Here is a 17424-nt window from a genome sequence, read left to right on the forward strand (position 1 = left end):
CGCTGCGAAGTAAACCGCGCTTGCCCGTCAGAGCGGCGCGTGCGCGGCGCTGCCGACGGACTGATACAGACCGCGGAATCGCTTGCTCGGCTCAAACGCACCGGTCTGGCCGATCACCGTCTCGCCCGCGCCCAGCACGAGCTTGCCGCCGGGATTGAGCGCCGCCGCGATCTTCGCGAACACCGGCCCCTTGGTATCAGTCGAAAGATACAGCAGGACGTTGCGGCACAGGACGATGTCGAACCGGCCGGGCGGCGGCTGATCCGATACGAGGTTCATCCGCCGGAACGCGATCAGTTTGACGAGTTCGGGCTTCGCCACCCAGTCGCTACCGGTAGTATCGAACCAGCGGATCATCCGGCGGACGGGCAATCCGCGCTGGATCTCAAACTGCGAGAAGCGCCCCGCACGGGCCCGCGCTAGCGCCGCTTCGGAGACGTCCGTAGCGACGATCTCGGGCACCGCAGCCCCGTTCGTCTCCTTGCGTTCGGCGAACAGCATCGCCAGCGACAGCGGCTCCTGCCCGGTCGAACAGCCCGCACACCAGATGCGAACCCGGCGCCGCTCGGCCTCCGCCTCGGCGACTGCCTCGACCAGCGTGTCAAACACCGGCGCGTCGCGGAAGAACGACGTTTCCTGGTTGACGAGGGCATCGACGATCCGGTCGCCGATCAGCCGGTCGCTGCCTTCGAGCAGCTGCGTCACGAGCTGATCGAGCGTTTCGAGTTTGCGATCGCGCAGCAGCGGTTTGAGCGCGGTGTCGAGCCGCCACGAGCGATAGGCGGCGATCTGCTGGCCGGTGCGCGCTTCAAGCAACGCAGTCAGCACGTTGATCGCGGTCTGCGAGGCGATCGGCGGCGATAAGGATGCGGCGGTCATGGTCGCCGCCGTGTCGCGATAAGGCGACCGATCGCGTCGGGCGGCAGGACGGCATCGGCCACCCCCGCTGCTGCCACCGCGCCCGGCATGCCCCAAACGACTGAGCTCGCCTGATCCTGCGCAACGACGCTGCCGCCAAGTTCCCGGACACGCCGAGCGCCCTCCGCACCGTCACGCCCCATGCCGCTAAGAATGATCGCGAGCATCCTTGCGCCATAGACCTCGGCGATCGAGGCGAGCATCGGATCGACCGACGGCATGCAGCCGCTCGCGGCCGGATCATGCGTGAGGCGGAACGCCGCCCCGCCATCGCCCAACGCAACGCATCTCAGATGCGCATCGCCAGGTGCAATCACGATACGCCCAGGCCTGATGCGCACGCAGTCGGTCGCGACCTCGCACGGGCGCCCGGCGAGCAACGCAACCTGTGCCGCAAAATACGGCATGAACGACGTCGGCAGATGCTGCGTGATGACGATCGGCAGGCGAAACCCGGCAGGCAGCTCGCGGAAGACGTGGCTCAATGCATGGATGCCGCCGGTCGACGCGCCGATCGCGACGATATCATAGTCGTCGCTCTGCGCGATCGCAGGCGATGGCGCGCGGGACGCAGGCCGCGGCAGCGCAGACGGCGCGCGCGCCGCATTGACCGCGACCGCCGGAGGTAACTGCTTGGGATGCTCACACAACCGCTCCAGCTTGGCGACGAGCGCCGCGCCGAACCGCCCCGACAATGCGCCCGCGGACGGCTTGACCAGCGTCTCGGCAGCACCGAGCGCAAGGGCCTGAACGGTCGCTGCGCCGCCCTCATCAGTCGAGGACGAAACGATCAGCACCCTGGCCCCCTGCCCCGCGGCGATCAGGTCGGGCAGCGCCGTCAGCCCGTCCACTCCTGGCATCTCAATATCGAGCAGGATGAACTCGACCTTTGCGCGGGCCAGGAATTCGAGCGCAGCCTTGGCGCTGCCGACCGCCCCAACCACCGAGAACTGGTCGCTCGCATCGACTAGACGCGCGATCACCGCACGCGCGACGACCGAATCGTCGACGATCAGGACGCGCGACGCCGCGGCCGCATGATGCTCGTCGTAGCGTGTCGCAGGAGGAGACCGACTGGCCATTGTTCGCGCCGGATCAGGCCATGCCGACGATCTGGAGCTTCGATTCCAGCGTATCGCGGTCGAACGGCTTCATGACATACTCGTCGGCACCGGCTTCAATCGCGGCACGAATATACGCCATGCCGTTCTCGGTCGTGCAAAACACCACTTTCGGGCGGCGCGGCACATCAGCCTCGCGCAACGCGCGCAAAAAATCCATGCCGCTCATCACCGGCATGTTCCAATCCAGCAGGATCACGTCCGGGATCGACGCCATGCACGACGCGAGCGCCTCGCGGCCGTCGCATGCCTCGGTGACGGTGAAATCGAGCGTCTCGAGGATATGCCGCGCGACCTTGCGGATCACTTTGGAATCATCGACAACGAGACAGGTCTTCATGGAAAGCCTTCCGGAGAAAATCGTGGAGCCGGTCTATGCGCCAAAGCGTGAGTACCGGGTTAAGCGTATGAAAATGTTACGCGGCCAGCGAGTCAGCGGGAATTATCGCGGCAAGGTCGAGTATCAGTAACGGCTCGCCATGGCGCTCGACGATCCCCGTCCCCGCCGCCGCCCAGCCCCGGTGCAGCGCCAAGCCCGACGACAGCGGCAATCTCGCGAACGAGGCGACATCCTCGACCGAATCGACCAGGATCGCGTAATGATGCCCCTCGACGATCGTGATCACCGCGCGGCGTACGTCATGTTCGGTCGGGGCGAAGCCGAGCGCGGTGCCGGTATCGATCACCGTGACCACGCGGCTGCGCAACGCCGCCAATCCGCGCACGAACGCCTCCGCGCGCGGCACGGCAATCACCTCGCCGATATCGACCACCGAATCGACCTGATCAGCAGCGATCGCGACGCCGCGTCCCGCGATATGCGCCACCAAAAACAATTCGCTCACATCGCTCTCCGTGCTGCCAGCGCCGCGATCAGCGCGGGCCGGTCATACCGATAGATGCTTGCATCATCGTCGCGCTTCGCAGTGCGGCCACGGCGCAGCGTCACCACCGGCGCGATCGTCTTAGGAACCGGTGCATCGTCCATCGCCAGTGCCACCGCCGCGGTCTCGCCCGCTTCCAGCGCGGTGACGCAGCGATAGCCCGAAGCTTCGAGGGCGGGTTTCAGGAACGTCTCCATCCAGCCCGACCCATCGACCTGCAGCAGGCACACCGGGAGCGAGGTCAGCGTCACCGGTTGCCCAGCGAACAGCGCATGCGGATCGACCAGCTCGATCTGCTCTCCCCCGATCGAAACCACGCCCGCGATCGGTCCGCCACCGCGTGCAGGTGCCATCTCGGCGGGCAAGGTGACAATCTCGATCGCTTCGGCGATCGCATAGGCCATCTCGCTTTCGCCATCGGTCAGGCGCAGCACCGCGACTTCGGCGCGCGGGCCGAGGTCCGCGACCGCGTGAAGTGGGATGATCGCATCGCCGACCGACAGCCGCATCGCGCCCCCCGACCAGCGGATCGCGTCGGTGGGCACCGGCTCGACCCGGTCGATCACTGCCAGCGCGATCGCGCGGCGTTGGCCATCGAGATCGTCAAACAGCAACGCGGGCACCCCGGGTATGGCCTCGTCGATCGCCGCGGCCGCCGCGAGGACGGGCGTGAAGCGCAGCCCCGCGACCGCTGCGATACCCGACGCATCGAGCAACAGCATCGGCAGGCCGTTATCGGGCAGCGTCTTGCCCGCATAGACGCCCGTCGCCATCACCGCGGGCGAAGCGGGCTTTACGACCAGTTCCTCGGCATCGAGCACGGCATCGACGCCGAGCGCATAGTCGCCCTCGCGAGTCGCCACGATCACCAGCGTCGGCGGTGCATCGGTACCCAGGCGGAACAGCTTGGCGAGCGACACCAGCGGCATCCGTCGTCCGCGCACCGTGACTGCCGCTGCATCGCCGATCGTGTCGATCCGCACCGCATCGCCGCGGACCATGACGATTTCCTCGATCGCCTGGCGGGGCAGCGCGAACCGCTGCGTGCCGACGCCGACGATGATCGTCGACAGGATCGACAGCGTCAGCGGCACATGGATGACGATCCGCAACCCACGCCCCGGATCGTTGGTCAGCACAATCCGCCCGCCGATCTGCTCGATATTGGCGCGCACCACGTCCATGCCGACGCCGCGCCCCGAGATTGCGGTCACCACGTCGCGGCTCGACAACCCGGCGGCGAAAATCAGGTCGAGCTTGGCCGCGTCGGTCATCGCGGCGAGTTCGGTAACGCTGTAGAGGCCCTTCTCCGACGCCTTGGCAACGATGCGCGCGACGTCGATGCCCTTGCCGTCGTCGGCTATCTCGATGAGGATCTGGTTACCAGACTGCCGCGCAGACACTACCAGACGACCGGTCATCGGCTTGCCCAACAGGCGCCGTTCGGTCGGTGCCTCGATGCCGTGATCGATCGAATTGCGGATGATGTGGACGAGCGGATCGCGCATCATCTCGATCATCTCGCGGTCGAGTTCGACGTCGGCGCCCTCGATGACGAGATCGACGCTCTTGCCGAGTTCAGCGCTGGTATCGCGTACCATCCGGGGCAGCGCCGAGAACAGCGCGTCGACCTTCTGCATGCGGGTGCGGGTGACGGTGTCGCGCATGTCGGCGACGGTCAGCGAAAGCCGCTCCAGCGCCGCCTCGACCTGTGGATCGACATCGCTGTCGCGCAACCGTCGGGCAAGTTCATTTCGCGCGAGCACCATCTCCGACATGCCGCTCATCATGTGATCGAGCAGCTCGACATTGAGGCGGACGCTGCGGCTGGCGGCGCGGTTCTGCAGCGCGGTCGGCGCCTGCGCGCGCGGTCGGGCGTCGGGCTGGAGTGCCTCGATCAGCAGATCCTCGTCCGAGTTGTCGATCGGCGCGCCGGAGTCGATCGCCTCGACGATCGCGCCGATCCGGTCGACGATGCCCAGCACCGCATTGACGAGCGCGGTGTCGGGCGTGCGCTTGCCGTCGCGGACCGCGGCTAGCACGTCTTCCGCGGCGTGACTGAGTCGGGCGAGCCGGGGCAGGTCGAGAAACCCGCAGCTCCCCTTGACGGTGTGGACGAAGCGGAAGATCGCATCGAGACGCCCGTCATCCGCGGGCGCGGCTTCCCAAGCGACGATCTCGCCGGAGATCGCCTCCAGCGTTTCGCGCGTCTCGGCAATGAATTCCTGTAGCAAATCGTCCATGCGAGCCCCGCGTTCGAGGCCTGTCATGCATGGCGGAGGTTAAGGGCGCGTTATCTTTGGTAAGACGCCGTCCCCGCAATCCGTCCCCGCGAGGGGGAGGCTTACAAAGCCGCCCCCCCTTACCGTGCGTCAAATACCGCACCGAAAATCATGATACCCTCTGCAGGCTCGGAGACGATCACCGCCCCACCCGCCTCGGTGACCAGCGTGTTGATCATGTATGCCGCAGCCGCCCGCGGCGTCACGGTATGCTGGCCATCCCCTTCAATCAGCGTCCGCCGAATTTCGGGATCCAGCACGATCCGCGCCCCCTCGATCTTCACAACGATCTCGAGCTGCCCCTCATTGTCCTCGCCGCCGACCTCCATCGTCCCACCGCGCACCAATGACTCCGTGGCGATCAGGACGAGGTTGAGCAGCACCTTGATCGCAGACTTGGGCATCGCCGAAGCTTCGACCGCCCACACAAACGTGATCCGCTTGTTCTCCGCGACCAACCCCTCGATCGCGTTCCGGGCCTCGTGCGTGTCGACCAGTTCGCCGAACCCGCCCGCGGCCCCAAAGGCGAGACGGAAGAATTTTAGCTTGCTAGCGGAGGCGCGTGCGCTGTCGGCAAGCAACTGCATGACTCGCTCGCGCATCGCCGGATCGGTTTCATCGGCCAGCAGCTCGAGTCCGTTGTTGAGCGCGCCGACCGGCGACAGCAGGTCGTGACACAGGCGCGAACAGAGCAGGCTCGCGAAATCGACCGGGCTGACCGTCATGAAAATCCCCTAGTTAGAGGCGTCTTCTGACGGTCGTGATGCGGCGACGCAAGGGTGGGCATTTGCATACGCCGCTGGGGCGTCGCGGACAAAGCGCGGGATGGCAAAATCGGGTGGCAGTCACGCCTCGTAGATCGCCTCCGCTACGAACACGCCCGGCTCAACCGAGCGCCAGGCCCGGGCGACGTTTCCGCCCAGGATCACCCAGACGGCCCCATCCCCCATCGCCTGGACGGCGTCGCGCGGCGAAGGGATCGGCAAGCCCGACGGGTGCGAGTGATAGTGGCCAATAACCGCGGCGCCACCAGCCCTTGCCCGCCGATGCGCCGCGAACAAAGCCGTCGGATCGATCTCGAACGCCCGCGCTGGATCCGTCGCGACGTTCGCGCACGGCTCCGCGGCCTCGATCCGATCTCCGGCCCCCAGTAACAGCCCACAGATCTCAGCCTCGAGCGATGCGGCCGCCTGCGCCAACATTCGCCGCAGCACTTCGCTTGAAATCGTCACACTCATCGCCACATCGCTACGACATGGACCGGGGGGTTTCCATCGTCGAAGCATCGATCACGCCGGCCACGGATGGCTGGAGGCTCGATCGCGCGCTCGCCGAACTGCTACCCGACATGTCTCGGGAGCGGTTGAAGACACTGATCGCCGCAGGGCAGGTGACGCTCAACGGCCGCGAATGGCGCGATTCGGCGAAGAAGGTTGCGACCTGCCAGACGTTCGCGATTGCGATCCCGCCGCCAACCCCGCTGCACAACGAAGCGCAGGATATCCCGCTCGTCATCGCCTATGAAGACGACGACCTGATCGTGATCGACAAGCCGGCCGGGCTCGTCGTTCATCCGGCGGCTGGCAATTTCGACGGGACGCTCGTCAACGCGCTGCTCCATCATTGCGCAGGCAATTTGTCTGGGATCGGCGGCGTCGCGCGGCCCGGTATTGTCCACCGCATCGACAAGGACACGTCGGGGCTGATGATCGCGGCAAAAACCGACCGCGCGCACGAGGGCCTGGCCAAGCAGTTCCATGATCACAGCATCGATCGCCGCTACAAGGCCATCGTCGGGGGCATTCCTCGCCCGTCAAGCGGCACCGTCAACGCGCCGCTCGCGCGCAGTCCGCAGAATCGCAAGAAGATCGCGATCGTCGAGGGCGGCAAACGCGCGGTTACGCACTTTTCGACTATAAAGAGCTTACGCGCTGCAGCGTTGATCGAATGTCGGCTCGAAACCGGTCGCACGCACCAGGTGCGCGTGCACATGGCGTCGATCGGCCATGCCTTGTTGGGCGACCCGGTCTATGGTAGAACAAAGCAAGCTCAGAAGTCGTTGCTCGATACGCTCGGGTTCCGTCGCCAGGCGTTGCACGCGGCCCATCTTGGGTTCATCCATCCGGTGAAAAGCATCGCTTTGGCGTTCGAAAGCGAAATGCCCGCAGACATGCAGGAACTGTTCACCCAGCTTGACGTATAGATAATCGATACCATGCCGCAGTGCGGCAATCGGGGTCAGCAGAAAGGGATTACGACCATGGCAGCCCGCTCCAACGTTCCAGCGACGATTCCTGCGCTCGGCAGCGAGGCGGGTCTCAATCGCTATCTCGCCGAGATCAAGAAATTTCCGCTGCTGAAACCCGAGCAGGAATATATGCTCGCCAAGCGCTTCCAAGAGCATGGCGATACCGAGGCGGCGGCGCAGCTCGTGACCTCGCACCTCCGTCTCGTGGCGAAGATCGCGATGGGCTATCGCGGTTATGGCCTGCCGACGTCGGAACTCATTTCCGAGGGCAATATCGGCTTGATGCAGGGTGTTAAGAAGTTCGAGCCCGAGCGCGGCTTCCGTTTGGCCACTTACGCCATGTGGTGGATCCGCGCGTCAATCCAGGAATATATCCTGCGCTCGTGGAGCCTGGTAAAAATGGGCACCACCGCGGCACAGAAGAAGCTGTTCTTCAACCTGCGGCGGATGAAGAGCCGGCTCGACGCGTTCGAGGATGGCGATCTGCGCCCCGAGCATGTTACCAAGATCGCGACCGATCTGGGCGTCGCGGAAACCGACGTCGTCAGCATGAACCGCCGCATGGCGATGGGCGGCGACACGTCGCTCAATGTCCCGATGCGCGAAGATGGCGACGGGCAATGGCAGGATTGGCTGCAGGACGATGCGCCGTTGCAGGACAAGATCGTGGCCGACGCGCAGGAAGCTGATGTCCGCCACTCGATGCTGGTATCGGCAATGGACGACCTCAACGAACGCGAGCAGCATATCTTGACCGAGCGGCGCCTGACCGACGATCCCAAGACGCTCGAGGAGCTGTCGCAGGTCTACAACGTCTCGCGCGAACGCGTGCGGCAGATTGAGGTTCGTGCCTTCGAGAAACTGCAAAAGGCGATGATGCGGATCGCCGGCGAGAAACGCCTGCTGGCGGCATAACGTGCCACGCACCGTCGTCATCGGCGGCGGTGCAGCCGGCATTGCCGCAGCCCGAACACTGCATGATGCGGGTCGCGAGGTAATGGTGGTCGAGGCTAGCGATCGCCTGGGCGGCCGAGCCCGAAGCCTTCTCCTGGCCGATTTGCTCGCCCATCAAGGTCTAACGCATGGCCCGCCTTCCGCCTTGTCGCGATACCATGTCGACGCCGGTTGTGGTTGGCTTCACTCAGCGCAGCGCAATCCGTGGACTGCGATCGCGGCGGCGAAGGGTTTTTCCCTTGATCGCTCCGAGGCGAACTGGCGCATACAATGGCGCGACCTAGGCTTCCCGCCTGAAGAACAGGACGCTTCTTCGGAGGCATACCAGTCCTGGATCGCGCGGGCGCTGGCCGCACAAAATGGTCCGGACCGCCCTCTATCCGACTTTATCGACGCAGACGATAAGTGGCGTCCCAAGATCGACGCGATCTCTGGTTACGCAAACGGCGCGAACCTCGGCCAAGTCTCGTTGCACGACTGGGCGGCCTACGAAGATGCCGCGACCGACGACAACTGGACGGTGAAGGAGGGCTACGGCACGCTCGTTACCAGCCACGCTGCGGGTCTCGCCGTCCGCTTCTCGACGCCCGTCACACGCATTGATCACACCGGCCATTGCCTCAAACTTGACACCCCCGCGGGTACGATCGAGGCGGACCACGTCGTGGTCTGCGTTCCCACGACGGTCCTCGCCACCGCGCAGATCGTGTTCGACCCGCCCCTCGCTGACAAGCATGCCGCCGCCGCAGACCTGCCGCTCGGCCTCGCCGACAAGCTGTTCCTCTACGTCGATCGCCCCGAATGGCCCAGCGACGCGCATCTGATCGGCAACCCGTACAGCGCCTGCACCGCAAGCCATCGCCTGTCGCCTTTTGGCTGGCCGATCGTCGAGAGCTTCTTTGGTGGCGACTGTGCGGAGATGCTCGAGGACCGCGACGCCGCGCAGTTCGCGATCGACGAGCTCGTGGGACTGCTCGGCACCGGCTGGCGCAACAGATTTACCCCGCTCGCCGCGACGCGCTGGCGCCATGAACCTTATATTGGCGGCAGCTACAGCCACGCGCTGGTGGGCAAGGCTGCACAACGCGGCGTCCTTGCGGCGCCGATCGATGGCCGGATCCACTTCGCCGGCGAGGCCTGCCATGCGTTCGATTTCTCGACCGCGCATGGCGCGTATGAGACGGGCGTCGCGGCGGCGCGCGCGATCATTGGCGAGCCCGCCTCGATCGCATAAGGAGCGCCGATGGGCTTCTTCCGCATTTTCGCCAAGATCGTCTTCGGGTTCGTCCTGATCACGGTCGCATGGGTCGGCATCTATCGGTTCGTGCCGGTACCGTTCACCTGGACGATGATGGGCGACGTGCTCAACGGCCATGGCGTGACGAAGGACTGGATGCCGCTGTCGGAGATGGATCCGGACATGGCGCGCGCGGCGATTGCGGGCGAGGATTCGCGATTCTGTTCGCATCATGGCTTTGATTTCAAGGCGATCGCGGGGGCGGCGGCGCGCAATGCGCGGGGCGGGCGGATCCGCGGTGGATCGACGATCAGCCAGCAGACCGCGAAGAACGCGTTCCTGTTCCAGGGCGGCGGCTATGTGCGCAAAGCGTTCGAGGCGTATTTTACGGTGCTGATCGAAGCGCTGTGGCCGAAGCGACGGATCATGGAGGTGTATCTCAACATCGCCGAGACCGGGATCGGGACCTACGGCGCCAATGCCGGGGCGATCCGCTATTTCAACCATGACGCGTCGAAGCTGTCGCCGACCGAGGCGGGGCGGATCGCTGCGGTGCTGCCGTTGCCCAAGAAGCGTGCGGCGATCGATCCGCATGGGTTCGTGCGCAAGCACGGAAATACGCTGTCGCGGCGGGTTTCGGTGGTGAGGAATGATGGGCTGGACAGCTGCCTGCGGTGAGGCTGCCAGCGCCGCGAAACTGCCGCCCCGGTGTTGGCCGGGGCGGTGCAGCCTGGATTACTGCGTCGACTTCTCGACCGCGTCGCCGGCCTTGTCGGCAGCGCCGCCGACGCTCTTGGCCGCCGAGGTGATCGCCGCGTCCTTGCTGTTCTGCGCGCCCTGGCGGCTGAACAGGTAGAAGCCGCCGATCAGCACGGCGATCAGCAGGACGACCGCGATCATCGCGCCGCCACCGCCGCCGCGGCGTTCGATGACGGTGGTGTGGGTGGTCGGGGTCTCGACGATACGCTCTTCGGCCATGCTACTCTCCCTGATAACTGAGAGGCGCAACGCCGGCCGAAGACCGAATGTTCCCGTCCCGAAACGAACCCGAAGTCGTTAGAACGGCAGCTTAAAGCCCGGGGGCAGCTGAAGCCCGCTGGTCATCTTCGACATTTCGGTGCCCGATACCGCGTCCGCCTTGGCGCGCGCATCGTTGAACGCCGCCGTCAGCAGATCCTCGAGCATCTGCTTCTCGCTCACCTGGATCAGCGAATCGTCGATCGCGATGCCGATGATCCGGCCCTTGGCCGACGCCTTGACCTTGACGAGCCCGCCGCCCGATGCGCCCTCGACCTCGATCGTGTCGAGATTGGCCTGCGCCTTTTCGAGCTCGCTCTGGACGTTCTGCGCCATGGCGAGGATTTCATCGATATTCTTCATGCGTTGCTCCTTTGGCCGGGCCAATTTTCCATTCTGGTATCCGGGAACGCTTCGCGCGCTGCCCGGACCAATGGCGAGTCCCAATATTTCAAACGGTTTGCCTCTTCAGCAGAGTCGGCCTGTTCCTTCAACGTCGGCTCGCCGGGCGCGTCGACGATCGACACTTTCCACGCAGTCCGCGTCACCGTCTTCAACAGCGTGTTGAGTTCGGCCAGCGTGTCCGCCGACACCGGGCGGCTGCCGCTGAGGATGAGTTCGGGCGGCGCATAGCTGACGATCCGCGCGCCGTGTCGCAGCCGCGCGGCGATCGCGAGACCGCCTTGCTCGTCGAGCAGGTCGACCAGCGCCTCGAACGTCGGCGGCAGGATCGGGCCGATCGGTTCAGGTGCCTTCGCAACGGGGGCTGGCTGGCTGGCCGGAGTCGGCAGCGACGGTGTGGCGGCGGGGGCTGCCCCGCTGGCGATCTGGCGGGCTAGTTCGCCGGGATCGGGCAAAGTCGACGCGTAGATCGCGCGCAACAGCGCCATCTCCGCCGCCTCGATCGGCAGCGCAGCCTTGGCGACCTCGTCATGCCCCTTGAGGAACAGCTGCCACAACCGGTGCAGCGCGGGGTAACCGAGCGATGCCGCCCATTCTTCACGCGCCGCGCGTTCCTCGGCCGGTTGCGCGGCGTCGGGCGGCGTGCCGACCTTGGTCAGCGTGATGCCGTGGACCGTCTCAAGCAGCGAGCGAAGCACCGACAGCGGGTCGACGCCATAATCATATTGCCGGCGCATCGCGGCGAGCGCGCCTGCCCCGTCGCCGGCGAGGATCAGCGTGAGCAGATCGCGCACCGCACCGCGATCGGACAGGCCGAGCATCTGGCGGACCGCATCCGCCGTCACGCCGCCGCCTTCGAGGCCTGCATGCGCGATCGCCTGGTCGAGGATCGACAGCCCGTCGCGCGCCGAGCCTTCCGCGGCGCGCGCGATCAGCATCAGCGCCTCGGGGTCCGCGACGACGCCTTCTTCGGTCGACACCCACGCAAAGTGCTTGGCGAGCTGTTCGGCGGAGATGCGGCGCAGGTCGAACCGCTGACAGCGCGACAGGACCGTTACCGGCACCTTGTTCACTTCCGTGGTCGCGAACAGGAACTTCACATGCGGTGGCGGCTCCTCGAGCGTCTTGAGCAACGCGTTGAACGCGTTCTTCGACAGCATGTGGACTTCGTCGATGATGTAGATCTTGAAGCGCGCGGTGACCGCCGAATAACGCGACGCGTCGATGATCTCGCGGACGTCGTCGACGCCGGTGTGGCTGGCGGCATCCATCTCGATCACGTCGATATGGCGGCCCTCGGCGATCGCGCGGCAGGGTTCGCAGACGCCGCACGGGTCGATCGTCGGGCCGCCCTGCCCGTCGGGACCGATGCAGTTGAGCGCCTTGGCGATCAGCCGCGCGGTCGACGTCTTGCCGACCCCGCGGACGCCGGTCATCAGGAAGGCGTGCGCGAGCCGGTCGCGCTTGATCGCGTTGCCCAGCGTCTGCACCATCGCATCCTGCCCGATGAGTTCGGAAAAGGTCTGCGGACGGTATTTGCGCGCGAGCACGCGGTAGGCGACATCCCCGGTTTGGGCTGGCGTCTTGGCCGGCTGCGGGGGTTCGCCCAGGTCGAAGGAATCTGACATTGCCGGCGTCATAGCGGGTGTGACGCCCGCTGTCGAAGGGGAGTGAAGTTCACAAAGTTCACACGCTGCGAAGCGTCTGTACTTGCGTTGCCGGGGCAGCGTGCCGGGCCGGCTTTGGGATGGGTGTGGGGCATGGACCGGGTTTGCCACAGTGTGACGCTGTAGGACAATGATTCGGAACGTTTCGGGAACGGTCTAGGCCAAACACATCGGGCCGGTGTCTGTGGGTGGACGAAGAAGTTTAGGAAGGGCGCTGCGGCTTAGCCGCATCGTCAGTCGGCGCTTTGCGCCGCTGGCCGCGCTCATGTTTGCCTGCAAACATTCGCGGTGGGAGCCGGGACGACCCGTGGCGAAATCGTTGTGGCTGCTTCCTTCCGGATCTGACCAAGTTGGCGACGACCACGTCCGCCCGACTCCCGCGGCGCATATGGCGGGGTCGGGCGGGATGATCAAGCCTTAGCTTGCTACTTCGCCATCAGCGGCCAGATCAATGCCGCGATCAGCGGTTGATGCGCACCGTGCGGCAGACGCGCTGGCGATGATGGTTGCGGTACACGTTGCGGCATACCTGGCGCGTGCGGACGACATGGCGACGATAGCCGGGGCGGCGATCCGTGTGGCGGACGACCGTACGCTCATGGACGACGGTGCGCTGTGCGGAGGCCTCTGCAGCGATCCCGACGGGCGCGAGACCGGTAAGCGCGACGAGACCTGCAGCGGCGATGGTAAAGAACTTCATGGGGGTCTCCTACGTGACGCGAGCCCTGACGGACTGGCAACCTATGTTAAACAAAGCGGGTGTCGTTACGGTTCCGTATCAGCGCCGGAAGCAGCGACGGACCGGGCCGTAATAGCCACGCTCGATCCGGCAGACGACGCGCGAGCGGCCATAGCCACGCGGGCCGCGATACCCGTAACCACCGCCACGATAGCCGCCGCGATAACCGCCATATCCGTGACGCGGGCCGTCCCAGCCTCGGCGGCCATGCCAGCCCCGGTCGCCGCGAGGCCCACGCCAGTCGTGGTGGCCGCGTGGACCGTCCCAGCCATGGCGCTGTGCATTGGCGGGGGCGGAAGCAAACAGCGTTCCCGCGGCCAAGGCGCCAGCGGCGAACATTGCGATGATCTTCATGTCCGGTACTCCTCTCAAGACCTCGTACATTGAGGCGATGAGAGGATAATCCGCTTAAGCGCGTGGACGTTCCCTGAACCGTCCGTTGTCTTCCTGTAAGCTTTGCTGACCTAACCTGGAATTCGAACCGTCAGTCCGTCGAGCGTGTCGGTGAGGCGGATCTGGCAGGCGAGCCGGCTCGTCCGCGTGGCGTTCTGCGCGAGATCGAGCATGTCCTCCTCATCCTCGGTCGCCGGCGGGAGGCGCGCGAAGTCGGCGGGATCGACGACGACATGGCAGGTCGCGCAGGACAGCTGGCCTTCGCAGGTGCCCTCGAGCGGCTGGCCATGCGCCTGCGCGGCATCAAGCAGCCGATCGCCCGGGCTGGCGGCAGCCATCGTGGCAGTGCCATCGCGGGCGATGAAGCGGACGATCATGGCCATTGTCCCTCGGCAGCGGCAACGATCGCGTCGATCGCACCGCACAGTTCGGTTTCGGTGGTGTAGCGGCCGAAGCCGAGACGAATGCTGGCGCGCGCCTGCGCCTCGGCGAGGCCGATCGCGCGGAGGACGTGGCTGGACCGGCCCGAACCGCTCGCACAGGCTGACCCTGCGGAGAAGGCGATGTCGCGCAGGTCCGACATCAGCCGGTTCACGTCGAGGCCGTCGCGGCGGACGTTCAGGTTGCCGTTATAGCGGTGTTCGATCGAGCCGTTGACGATCCAGTCGGGGCCGAGACGGTCGAGCGCGAGCGACTTGAGGCGGTCGACATGCGCGGCGTCCTCGGTGCTCCGTGCAGCCATCAGCTTTGCCGCGACACCGAAGCCTGCGCACAGCGCGGGCGAGAGCGTGCCCGATCGACCGGGTGCTTCCTGCCCGCCGCCATGCAACAGCGGGGCGAGGTCGATGCCGTCGCGGATCCATAGCGCGCCTATGCCCTTGGGACCGTGGATCTTGTGCGCAGAGATCGCGATCAGGTCGACGGTGTCGGGGATCGGCACGCGGCCATAACCCTGGACCGCGTCGCAGAGCATCAGCGCGCCGGCTGAATGCGCAAGATCGACGAGCGCCGCGATCGGCTGGACGACGCCGATCTCGTTGTTGACGAGCATCGCGGCGACGAGGCCGGTGCCGGGGAAGATTGCGGCGCGGGCCACGTCGAGATCGACCACGCCGTCGGGGCCGAGCGGGAGGACCGTGACCTGGCGCCCCCTCGCCGCCTCGGCTGCAACCGTATCGAGGACGGCGGCGTGTTCGGTCGCCAGCGTGACGAGAGGGCCGGTCGTCCCCTTGATCGCCCAGTTGAGCGCCTCGGTCGCGCCGCTGGTGAAGGCGATTCGGCCACCGGGGGGCAGCAGCGCGGCCACCTGATCGCGCGCGACCTCGACTGCGGCTTTCGCGCGGCGGCCTTCGCGGTGCGGGGAATGTGGGTTGGCGTGCTGCGATTCGAGCCACGGCAGCATCGCGGCGAGCGCTTCGGACGCGAGCGGGGTGGTCGCCTGGTAATCGAGATAGGTCATGCGGCTCGCTTTACGTCGCGTGCGATCCGGGTCCAGGCCTCGGCGAACCGCGCCACGTCGTCCGGGGTGGTCGTCCAGCCGAAGCTGACGCGGACGACCTCGGCGGCGACGTCGGGGCTATAGCCCATCGCGGCGAGCACGTGGCTGGGGCGCATGCTGCCCGACGAACAGGCGCTACCCGCGGAGACCGCGAAGCCGGCCATGTCGAGGCGGATCAGCTGCGCCGCGGAGCTTATGCCAGGCATGCGATAGGAGGCGATCGTCGAGATTCGGGGCGCGTGGTGCGCGACGATCTCGCCGCCGCCCGCGAGGATGGCGGTATCGAGCGTGGCGCGGAGGTCTGCTATGGCGGCGAACCAGTCGCGGGGTGCCTCCAGCGCGGCGGCGAAACCGAGCGCGGCCGGGAGGTTTTCGGTGCCGCCGCGATAGCCGCGCTCCTGTCCGCCGGTCGGGTCGAGGAGGCCCAGATCACGGACCAGCAATGCACCGATGCCGGGCGGCCCACCCAGCTTGTGCGCCGAGACGATCACGAGGTCCGCCTCGGGGAGCGCGAGCTTGCCGGCGGTCTGCGCGCAATCGGCGATCCATACGTCGGTCGCCGTATGCTTCGGCATACCGGGCAAGACGCCGGTTTCGCTGTTCGCGGATTGGACCGCAATGACGGCGGGGAGGTTTGCCGTGCCGATGCGCCCATCGTCGTCGACCGGCAGCATAACCGGACTTTCGGCAGCGCGCAGGATCGCGTCGTGCTCCACAGACGCAACGCCGACTCCCGGCCTACCGCGTAGTGCCAGCGCCGCGGACTCGCTCGCGCCGCTGGTCAGGATCACGTGGTGCGGCCAGTCCAGCGCCTTGGCGATACGGTTCCGCGCGTCCTCCAGCGCGGCGCGGGCCGCGCGCCCCTCGGCATGCGGCGAAGACGGGTTCGCCCAGCGCGTCATGCCCTCCATCACCGCCGCGACGGCCTCCGGACGCATCGGCGTCGTGGCGGCGTGATCGAGATAGATGCGGGACGTGTTGCGGGACAGGATCGGTTCCAATTGCGAGAATGGGTGTTTGGCCTATATAGCGCGCATAGTCCCGCACTCCACCCGAGTGCGTATCCCAGCTCGCGAGTGTCCATGCCCGAAGTCATTTTCCCCGGTCCCGAAGGCCGTCTCGAAGGTCGTTTTGCGCCGGGTCCGCGCCCGCGCGCGCCCGTTGCGATGATCCTGCACCCGCATCCGTCCGCGGGTGGCACGATGAACAACGCGATCGTCCAGCAGCTCTACAAGACGTTCCAGCGGCGCGGCTTCGCGACGCTCCGCTTCAATTTCCGTGGCGTCGGCAAGAGCCAGGGCGTGTTCGACAACGGCGTCGGCGAGCTGTCCGACGCGGCGAGCGCGCTCGACTGGGTGCAGAGCTTCCACCCCGAAGCGCAGACGACCTGGATCGCGGGCGTCAGCTTCGGCGCGTGGATCGGCATGCAGCTGCTGATGCGTCGCCCCGAGATCCGCGGGTTCATCTCGATCGCGCCGCCGGCGAACCTGTACGACTTCACCTTCCTGGCGCCGTGCCCGTCGAGTGGGATCATCATCCAGGGCGAGGCCGACGAGGTCGCGACGCCGGGGGCCACGCAGAAGCTGGTCGACAAGCTGCGCACGCAGAAGCACATCACGATCCATCACGACACGATCCCCAAGGCGAACCACTTCTTCGAACACGAGATGCCCGAGCTGATGGGGAGCGTGGACAAGTATCTGGATATGCGGCTGGACCCGAACTCGCCGATCCGGTGAATCTGTCCTTCTCCCCTCGGGGAGAAGATGCCGCGGCAGCGCCGGATGAGGGGGCGTTGTGGGATACCTCAGGCCTCCCCAACGCCCCCCACCCTCCCAAGGGGCGAGGGGTTAGAGAGTCCAGATCGCGACGTTGGCCAGCAGCACTGCGGCCATCACCAGCATCAGCAACCCTTTTTTCGTATCACGCCTCTTCACGATGAGCATCAGTCCGCCGATCAGGCAGGCGAACATGCCGAGCATGGCAATGGCGGGCGCGGCGGCGGCGATGCTGGTGAGGGCGGCGTTCATGCCGTTCGATACGCCAGTGCAGCCCCGGATTGAA

Annotated in this window: 21 protein-coding genes, 1 other RNA gene and 1 pseudogene; 6 read left to right on the forward strand and 17 right to left on the reverse strand. The window is 66.1% G+C overall.

Going from position 1 to position 17424, the window contains the following annotated elements:
* Window positions 1-27: 27 nt before the first annotated feature.
* The 7 genes from ASF00_RS09840 to ASF00_RS09870 form a co-directional block, all read right to left on the reverse strand.
* A complete protein-coding gene (locus ASF00_RS09840) occupies window positions 28-879 on the reverse strand; it encodes a CheR family methyltransferase (RefSeq protein WP_082463356.1) in 852 nt (283 codons plus the stop codon).
* On the reverse strand, window positions 876-2000 hold the full coding sequence (gene cheB / locus ASF00_RS09845) for a chemotaxis-specific protein-glutamate methyltransferase CheB (RefSeq protein ID WP_082463357.1): 1125 nt from the start codon (window positions 1998-2000) through the stop codon (window positions 876-878). Before cheB ends, ASF00_RS09840 begins: the two co-directional genes overlap by 4 nt.
* A gap of 13 nt (window positions 2001-2013) precedes the next feature.
* On the reverse strand, window positions 2014-2379 hold the full coding sequence (locus tag ASF00_RS09850; protein ID WP_055878033.1) for a response regulator: 366 nt from the start codon (window positions 2377-2379) through the stop codon (window positions 2014-2016).
* Between the two features lie 76 nt (window positions 2380-2455).
* Window positions 2456-2884 carry a chemotaxis protein CheW gene (locus ASF00_RS09855; protein WP_055878035.1) on the reverse strand — a complete coding sequence of 143 codons (429 nt, stop codon included), beginning with the start codon at window positions 2882-2884 and terminating at the stop codon, window positions 2456-2458.
* Window positions 2881-5166 (reverse strand): chemotaxis protein CheA, encoded by a 2286-nt coding sequence (locus tag ASF00_RS09860; protein ID WP_055878038.1) that lies wholly within the window; start codon window positions 5164-5166, stop codon window positions 2881-2883. Before ASF00_RS09860 ends, ASF00_RS09855 begins: the two co-directional genes overlap by 4 nt.
* A 119-nt stretch (window positions 5167-5285) precedes the next feature.
* Entirely contained in the window at window positions 5286-5930 is a 645-nt protein-coding gene (locus ASF00_RS09865) for a histidine phosphotransferase family protein (RefSeq protein WP_055878041.1), read from the reverse strand.
* A gap of 120 nt (window positions 5931-6050) precedes the next feature.
* Window positions 6051-6443: a M67 family metallopeptidase gene (locus ASF00_RS09870; RefSeq protein ID WP_055878043.1), complete on the reverse strand. Its 393-nt coding sequence runs from the start codon at window positions 6441-6443 to the stop codon at window positions 6051-6053.
* 17 nt (window positions 6444-6460) lie between these two features.
* Between ASF00_RS09870 and ASF00_RS09875 the strand changes: the two genes are divergently transcribed.
* The 5 genes and pseudogenes from ASF00_RS09875 (at window position 6461) to mtgA (ending at window position 10322) form a co-directional block, all read left to right on the forward strand.
* On the forward strand, window positions 6461-7408 hold the full coding sequence (locus ASF00_RS09875; RefSeq protein WP_055878045.1) for an RluA family pseudouridine synthase: 948 nt from the start codon (window positions 6461-6463) through the stop codon (window positions 7406-7408).
* A 57-nt stretch (window positions 7409-7465) separates the two neighbouring features.
* Window positions 7466-8368 (forward strand): RNA polymerase sigma factor RpoH, encoded by a 903-nt coding sequence (gene rpoH, locus ASF00_RS09880; RefSeq protein ID WP_055878049.1) that lies wholly within the window; start codon window positions 7466-7468, stop codon window positions 8366-8368.
* A gap of 1 nt (window position 8369) precedes the next feature.
* Window positions 8370-8612: pseudogene (locus tag ASF00_RS19230) on the forward strand (FAD-dependent oxidoreductase); the annotation flags it as partial.
* A gap of 264 nt (window positions 8613-8876) precedes the next feature.
* On the forward strand, window positions 8877-9641 hold the full coding sequence (locus tag ASF00_RS19235; RefSeq protein WP_327196357.1) for a flavin monoamine oxidase family protein: 765 nt from the start codon (window positions 8877-8879) through the stop codon (window positions 9639-9641).
* A 9-nt stretch (window positions 9642-9650) separates the two neighbouring features.
* The gene (mtgA, locus tag ASF00_RS09890) at window positions 9651-10322 is read left to right on the forward strand and encodes a monofunctional biosynthetic peptidoglycan transglycosylase (protein WP_055878055.1); all 672 of its coding nucleotides are present in this window, start codon (window positions 9651-9653) and stop codon (window positions 10320-10322) included.
* A 57-nt stretch (window positions 10323-10379) separates the two neighbouring features.
* Here mtgA and ASF00_RS09895 read toward each other — a convergent pair whose 3' ends face one another.
* The 9 genes from ASF00_RS09895 to ASF00_RS09930 form a co-directional block, all read right to left on the reverse strand.
* Complete coding sequence (locus ASF00_RS09895) at window positions 10380-10622, reverse strand: hypothetical protein (RefSeq protein ID WP_055878057.1); 243 nt, start codon at window positions 10620-10622, stop codon at window positions 10380-10382.
* 78 nt (window positions 10623-10700) lie between these two features.
* Complete coding sequence (locus ASF00_RS09900; RefSeq protein ID WP_055878059.1) at window positions 10701-11024, reverse strand: YbaB/EbfC family nucleoid-associated protein; 324 nt, start codon at window positions 11022-11024, stop codon at window positions 10701-10703.
* Window positions 11021-12691, reverse strand: coding sequence for a DNA polymerase III subunit gamma/tau (locus tag ASF00_RS09905; protein WP_055878061.1), 1671 nt, complete (start codon window positions 12689-12691; stop codon window positions 11021-11023). Before ASF00_RS09905 ends, ASF00_RS09900 begins: the two co-directional genes overlap by 4 nt.
* 324 nt (window positions 12692-13015) lie before the next feature.
* Window positions 13016-13111: signal recognition particle sRNA small type (gene ffs / locus ASF00_RS18025), an RNA gene on the reverse strand.
* A 79-nt stretch (window positions 13112-13190) separates the two neighbouring features.
* Window positions 13191-13430 carry a hypothetical protein gene (locus ASF00_RS09910; RefSeq protein WP_055878063.1) on the reverse strand — a complete coding sequence of 80 codons (240 nt, stop codon included), beginning with the start codon at window positions 13428-13430 and terminating at the stop codon, window positions 13191-13193.
* A gap of 78 nt (window positions 13431-13508) precedes the next feature.
* Complete coding sequence (locus tag ASF00_RS09915; protein WP_200910517.1) at window positions 13509-13823, reverse strand: hypothetical protein; 315 nt, start codon at window positions 13821-13823, stop codon at window positions 13509-13511.
* A gap of 110 nt (window positions 13824-13933) precedes the next feature.
* The gene (locus ASF00_RS09920; protein ID WP_055878794.1) at window positions 13934-14239 is read right to left on the reverse strand and encodes a 2Fe-2S iron-sulfur cluster-binding protein; all 306 of its coding nucleotides are present in this window, start codon (window positions 14237-14239) and stop codon (window positions 13934-13936) included.
* Window positions 14236-15321, reverse strand: coding sequence for a cysteine desulfurase family protein (locus ASF00_RS09925; protein WP_055878068.1), 1086 nt, complete (start codon window positions 15319-15321; stop codon window positions 14236-14238). Before ASF00_RS09925 ends, ASF00_RS09920 begins: the two co-directional genes overlap by 4 nt.
* Complete coding sequence (locus ASF00_RS09930) at window positions 15318-16361, reverse strand: cysteine desulfurase family protein (RefSeq protein ID WP_268795094.1); 1044 nt, start codon at window positions 16359-16361, stop codon at window positions 15318-15320. Before ASF00_RS09930 ends, ASF00_RS09925 begins: the two co-directional genes overlap by 4 nt.
* An 81-nt stretch (window positions 16362-16442) precedes the next feature.
* On the opposite strand from ASF00_RS09930, the gene ASF00_RS09935 reads away from it, so the two are divergent.
* Window positions 16443-17099: an alpha/beta hydrolase gene (locus ASF00_RS09935; RefSeq protein ID WP_055878070.1), complete on the forward strand. Its 657-nt coding sequence runs from the start codon at window positions 16443-16445 to the stop codon at window positions 17097-17099.
* Window positions 17100-17210: 111 nt separating this feature from the next.
* On the opposite strand, the gene ASF00_RS09940 is transcribed toward ASF00_RS09935, so the two are convergent.
* The gene (locus ASF00_RS09940) at window positions 17211-17390 is read right to left on the reverse strand and encodes a hypothetical protein (RefSeq protein ID WP_055878072.1); all 180 of its coding nucleotides are present in this window, start codon (window positions 17388-17390) and stop codon (window positions 17211-17213) included.
* Window positions 17391-17424: the final 34 nt, after the last annotated feature.

Origin of the sequence: Sphingomonas sp. Leaf34 (genome assembly GCF_001421805.1) — a bacterium.
Lineage (GTDB): Bacteria > Pseudomonadota > Alphaproteobacteria > Sphingomonadales > Sphingomonadaceae > Sphingomonas.

Coding starts and splice junctions, on each gene's coding strand:
- ASF00_RS09840 (WP_082463356.1), bottom strand. CDS start 879: ATGACCGCCGCATCCTTATCGCCGCCGATCGCCTCGCAGACCGCGATC.
- cheB (WP_082463357.1), bottom strand. CDS start 2,000: ATGGCCAGTCGGTCTCCTCCTGCGACACGCTACGACGAGCATCATGCG.
- ASF00_RS09850 (WP_055878033.1), bottom strand. CDS start 2,379: ATGAAGACCTGTCTCGTTGTCGATGATTCCAAAGTGATCCGCAAGGTC.
- ASF00_RS09860 (WP_055878038.1), bottom strand. CDS start 5,166: ATGGACGATTTGCTACAGGAATTCATTGCCGAGACGCGCGAAACGCTG.
- ASF00_RS09865 (WP_055878041.1), bottom strand. CDS start 5,930: ATGACGGTCAGCCCGGTCGATTTCGCGAGCCTGCTCTGTTCGCGCCTG.
- ASF00_RS09870 (WP_055878043.1), bottom strand. CDS start 6,443: ATGAGTGTGACGATTTCAAGCGAAGTGCTGCGGCGAATGTTGGCGCAG.
- ASF00_RS09875 (WP_055878045.1), top strand. CDS start 6,461: ATGGACCGGGGGGTTTCCATCGTCGAAGCATCGATCACGCCGGCCACG.
- rpoH (WP_055878049.1), top strand. CDS start 7,466: ATGGCAGCCCGCTCCAACGTTCCAGCGACGATTCCTGCGCTCGGCAGC.
- mtgA (WP_055878055.1), top strand. CDS start 9,651: ATGGGCTTCTTCCGCATTTTCGCCAAGATCGTCTTCGGGTTCGTCCTG.
- ASF00_RS09895 (WP_055878057.1), bottom strand. CDS start 10,622: ATGGCCGAAGAGCGTATCGTCGAGACCCCGACCACCCACACCACCGTC.
- ASF00_RS09900 (WP_055878059.1), bottom strand. CDS start 11,024: ATGAAGAATATCGATGAAATCCTCGCCATGGCGCAGAACGTCCAGAGC.
- ASF00_RS09905 (WP_055878061.1), bottom strand. CDS start 12,691: ATGTCAGATTCCTTCGACCTGGGCGAACCCCCGCAGCCGGCCAAGACG.
- ASF00_RS09910 (WP_055878063.1), bottom strand. CDS start 13,430: ATGAAGTTCTTTACCATCGCCGCTGCAGGTCTCGTCGCGCTTACCGGT.
- ASF00_RS09915 (WP_200910517.1), bottom strand. CDS start 13,823: ATGAAGATCATCGCAATGTTCGCCGCTGGCGCCTTGGCCGCGGGAACG.
- ASF00_RS09920 (WP_055878794.1), bottom strand. CDS start 14,239: ATGATCGTCCGCTTCATCGCCCGCGATGGCACTGCCACGATGGCTGCC.
- ASF00_RS09925 (WP_055878068.1), bottom strand. CDS start 15,321: ATGACCTATCTCGATTACCAGGCGACCACCCCGCTCGCGTCCGAAGCG.
- ASF00_RS09935 (WP_055878070.1), top strand. CDS start 16,443: ATGCCCGAAGTCATTTTCCCCGGTCCCGAAGGCCGTCTCGAAGGTCGT.
- ASF00_RS09940 (WP_055878072.1), bottom strand. CDS start 17,390: ATGAACGCCGCCCTCACCAGCATCGCCGCCGCCGCGCCCGCCATTGCC.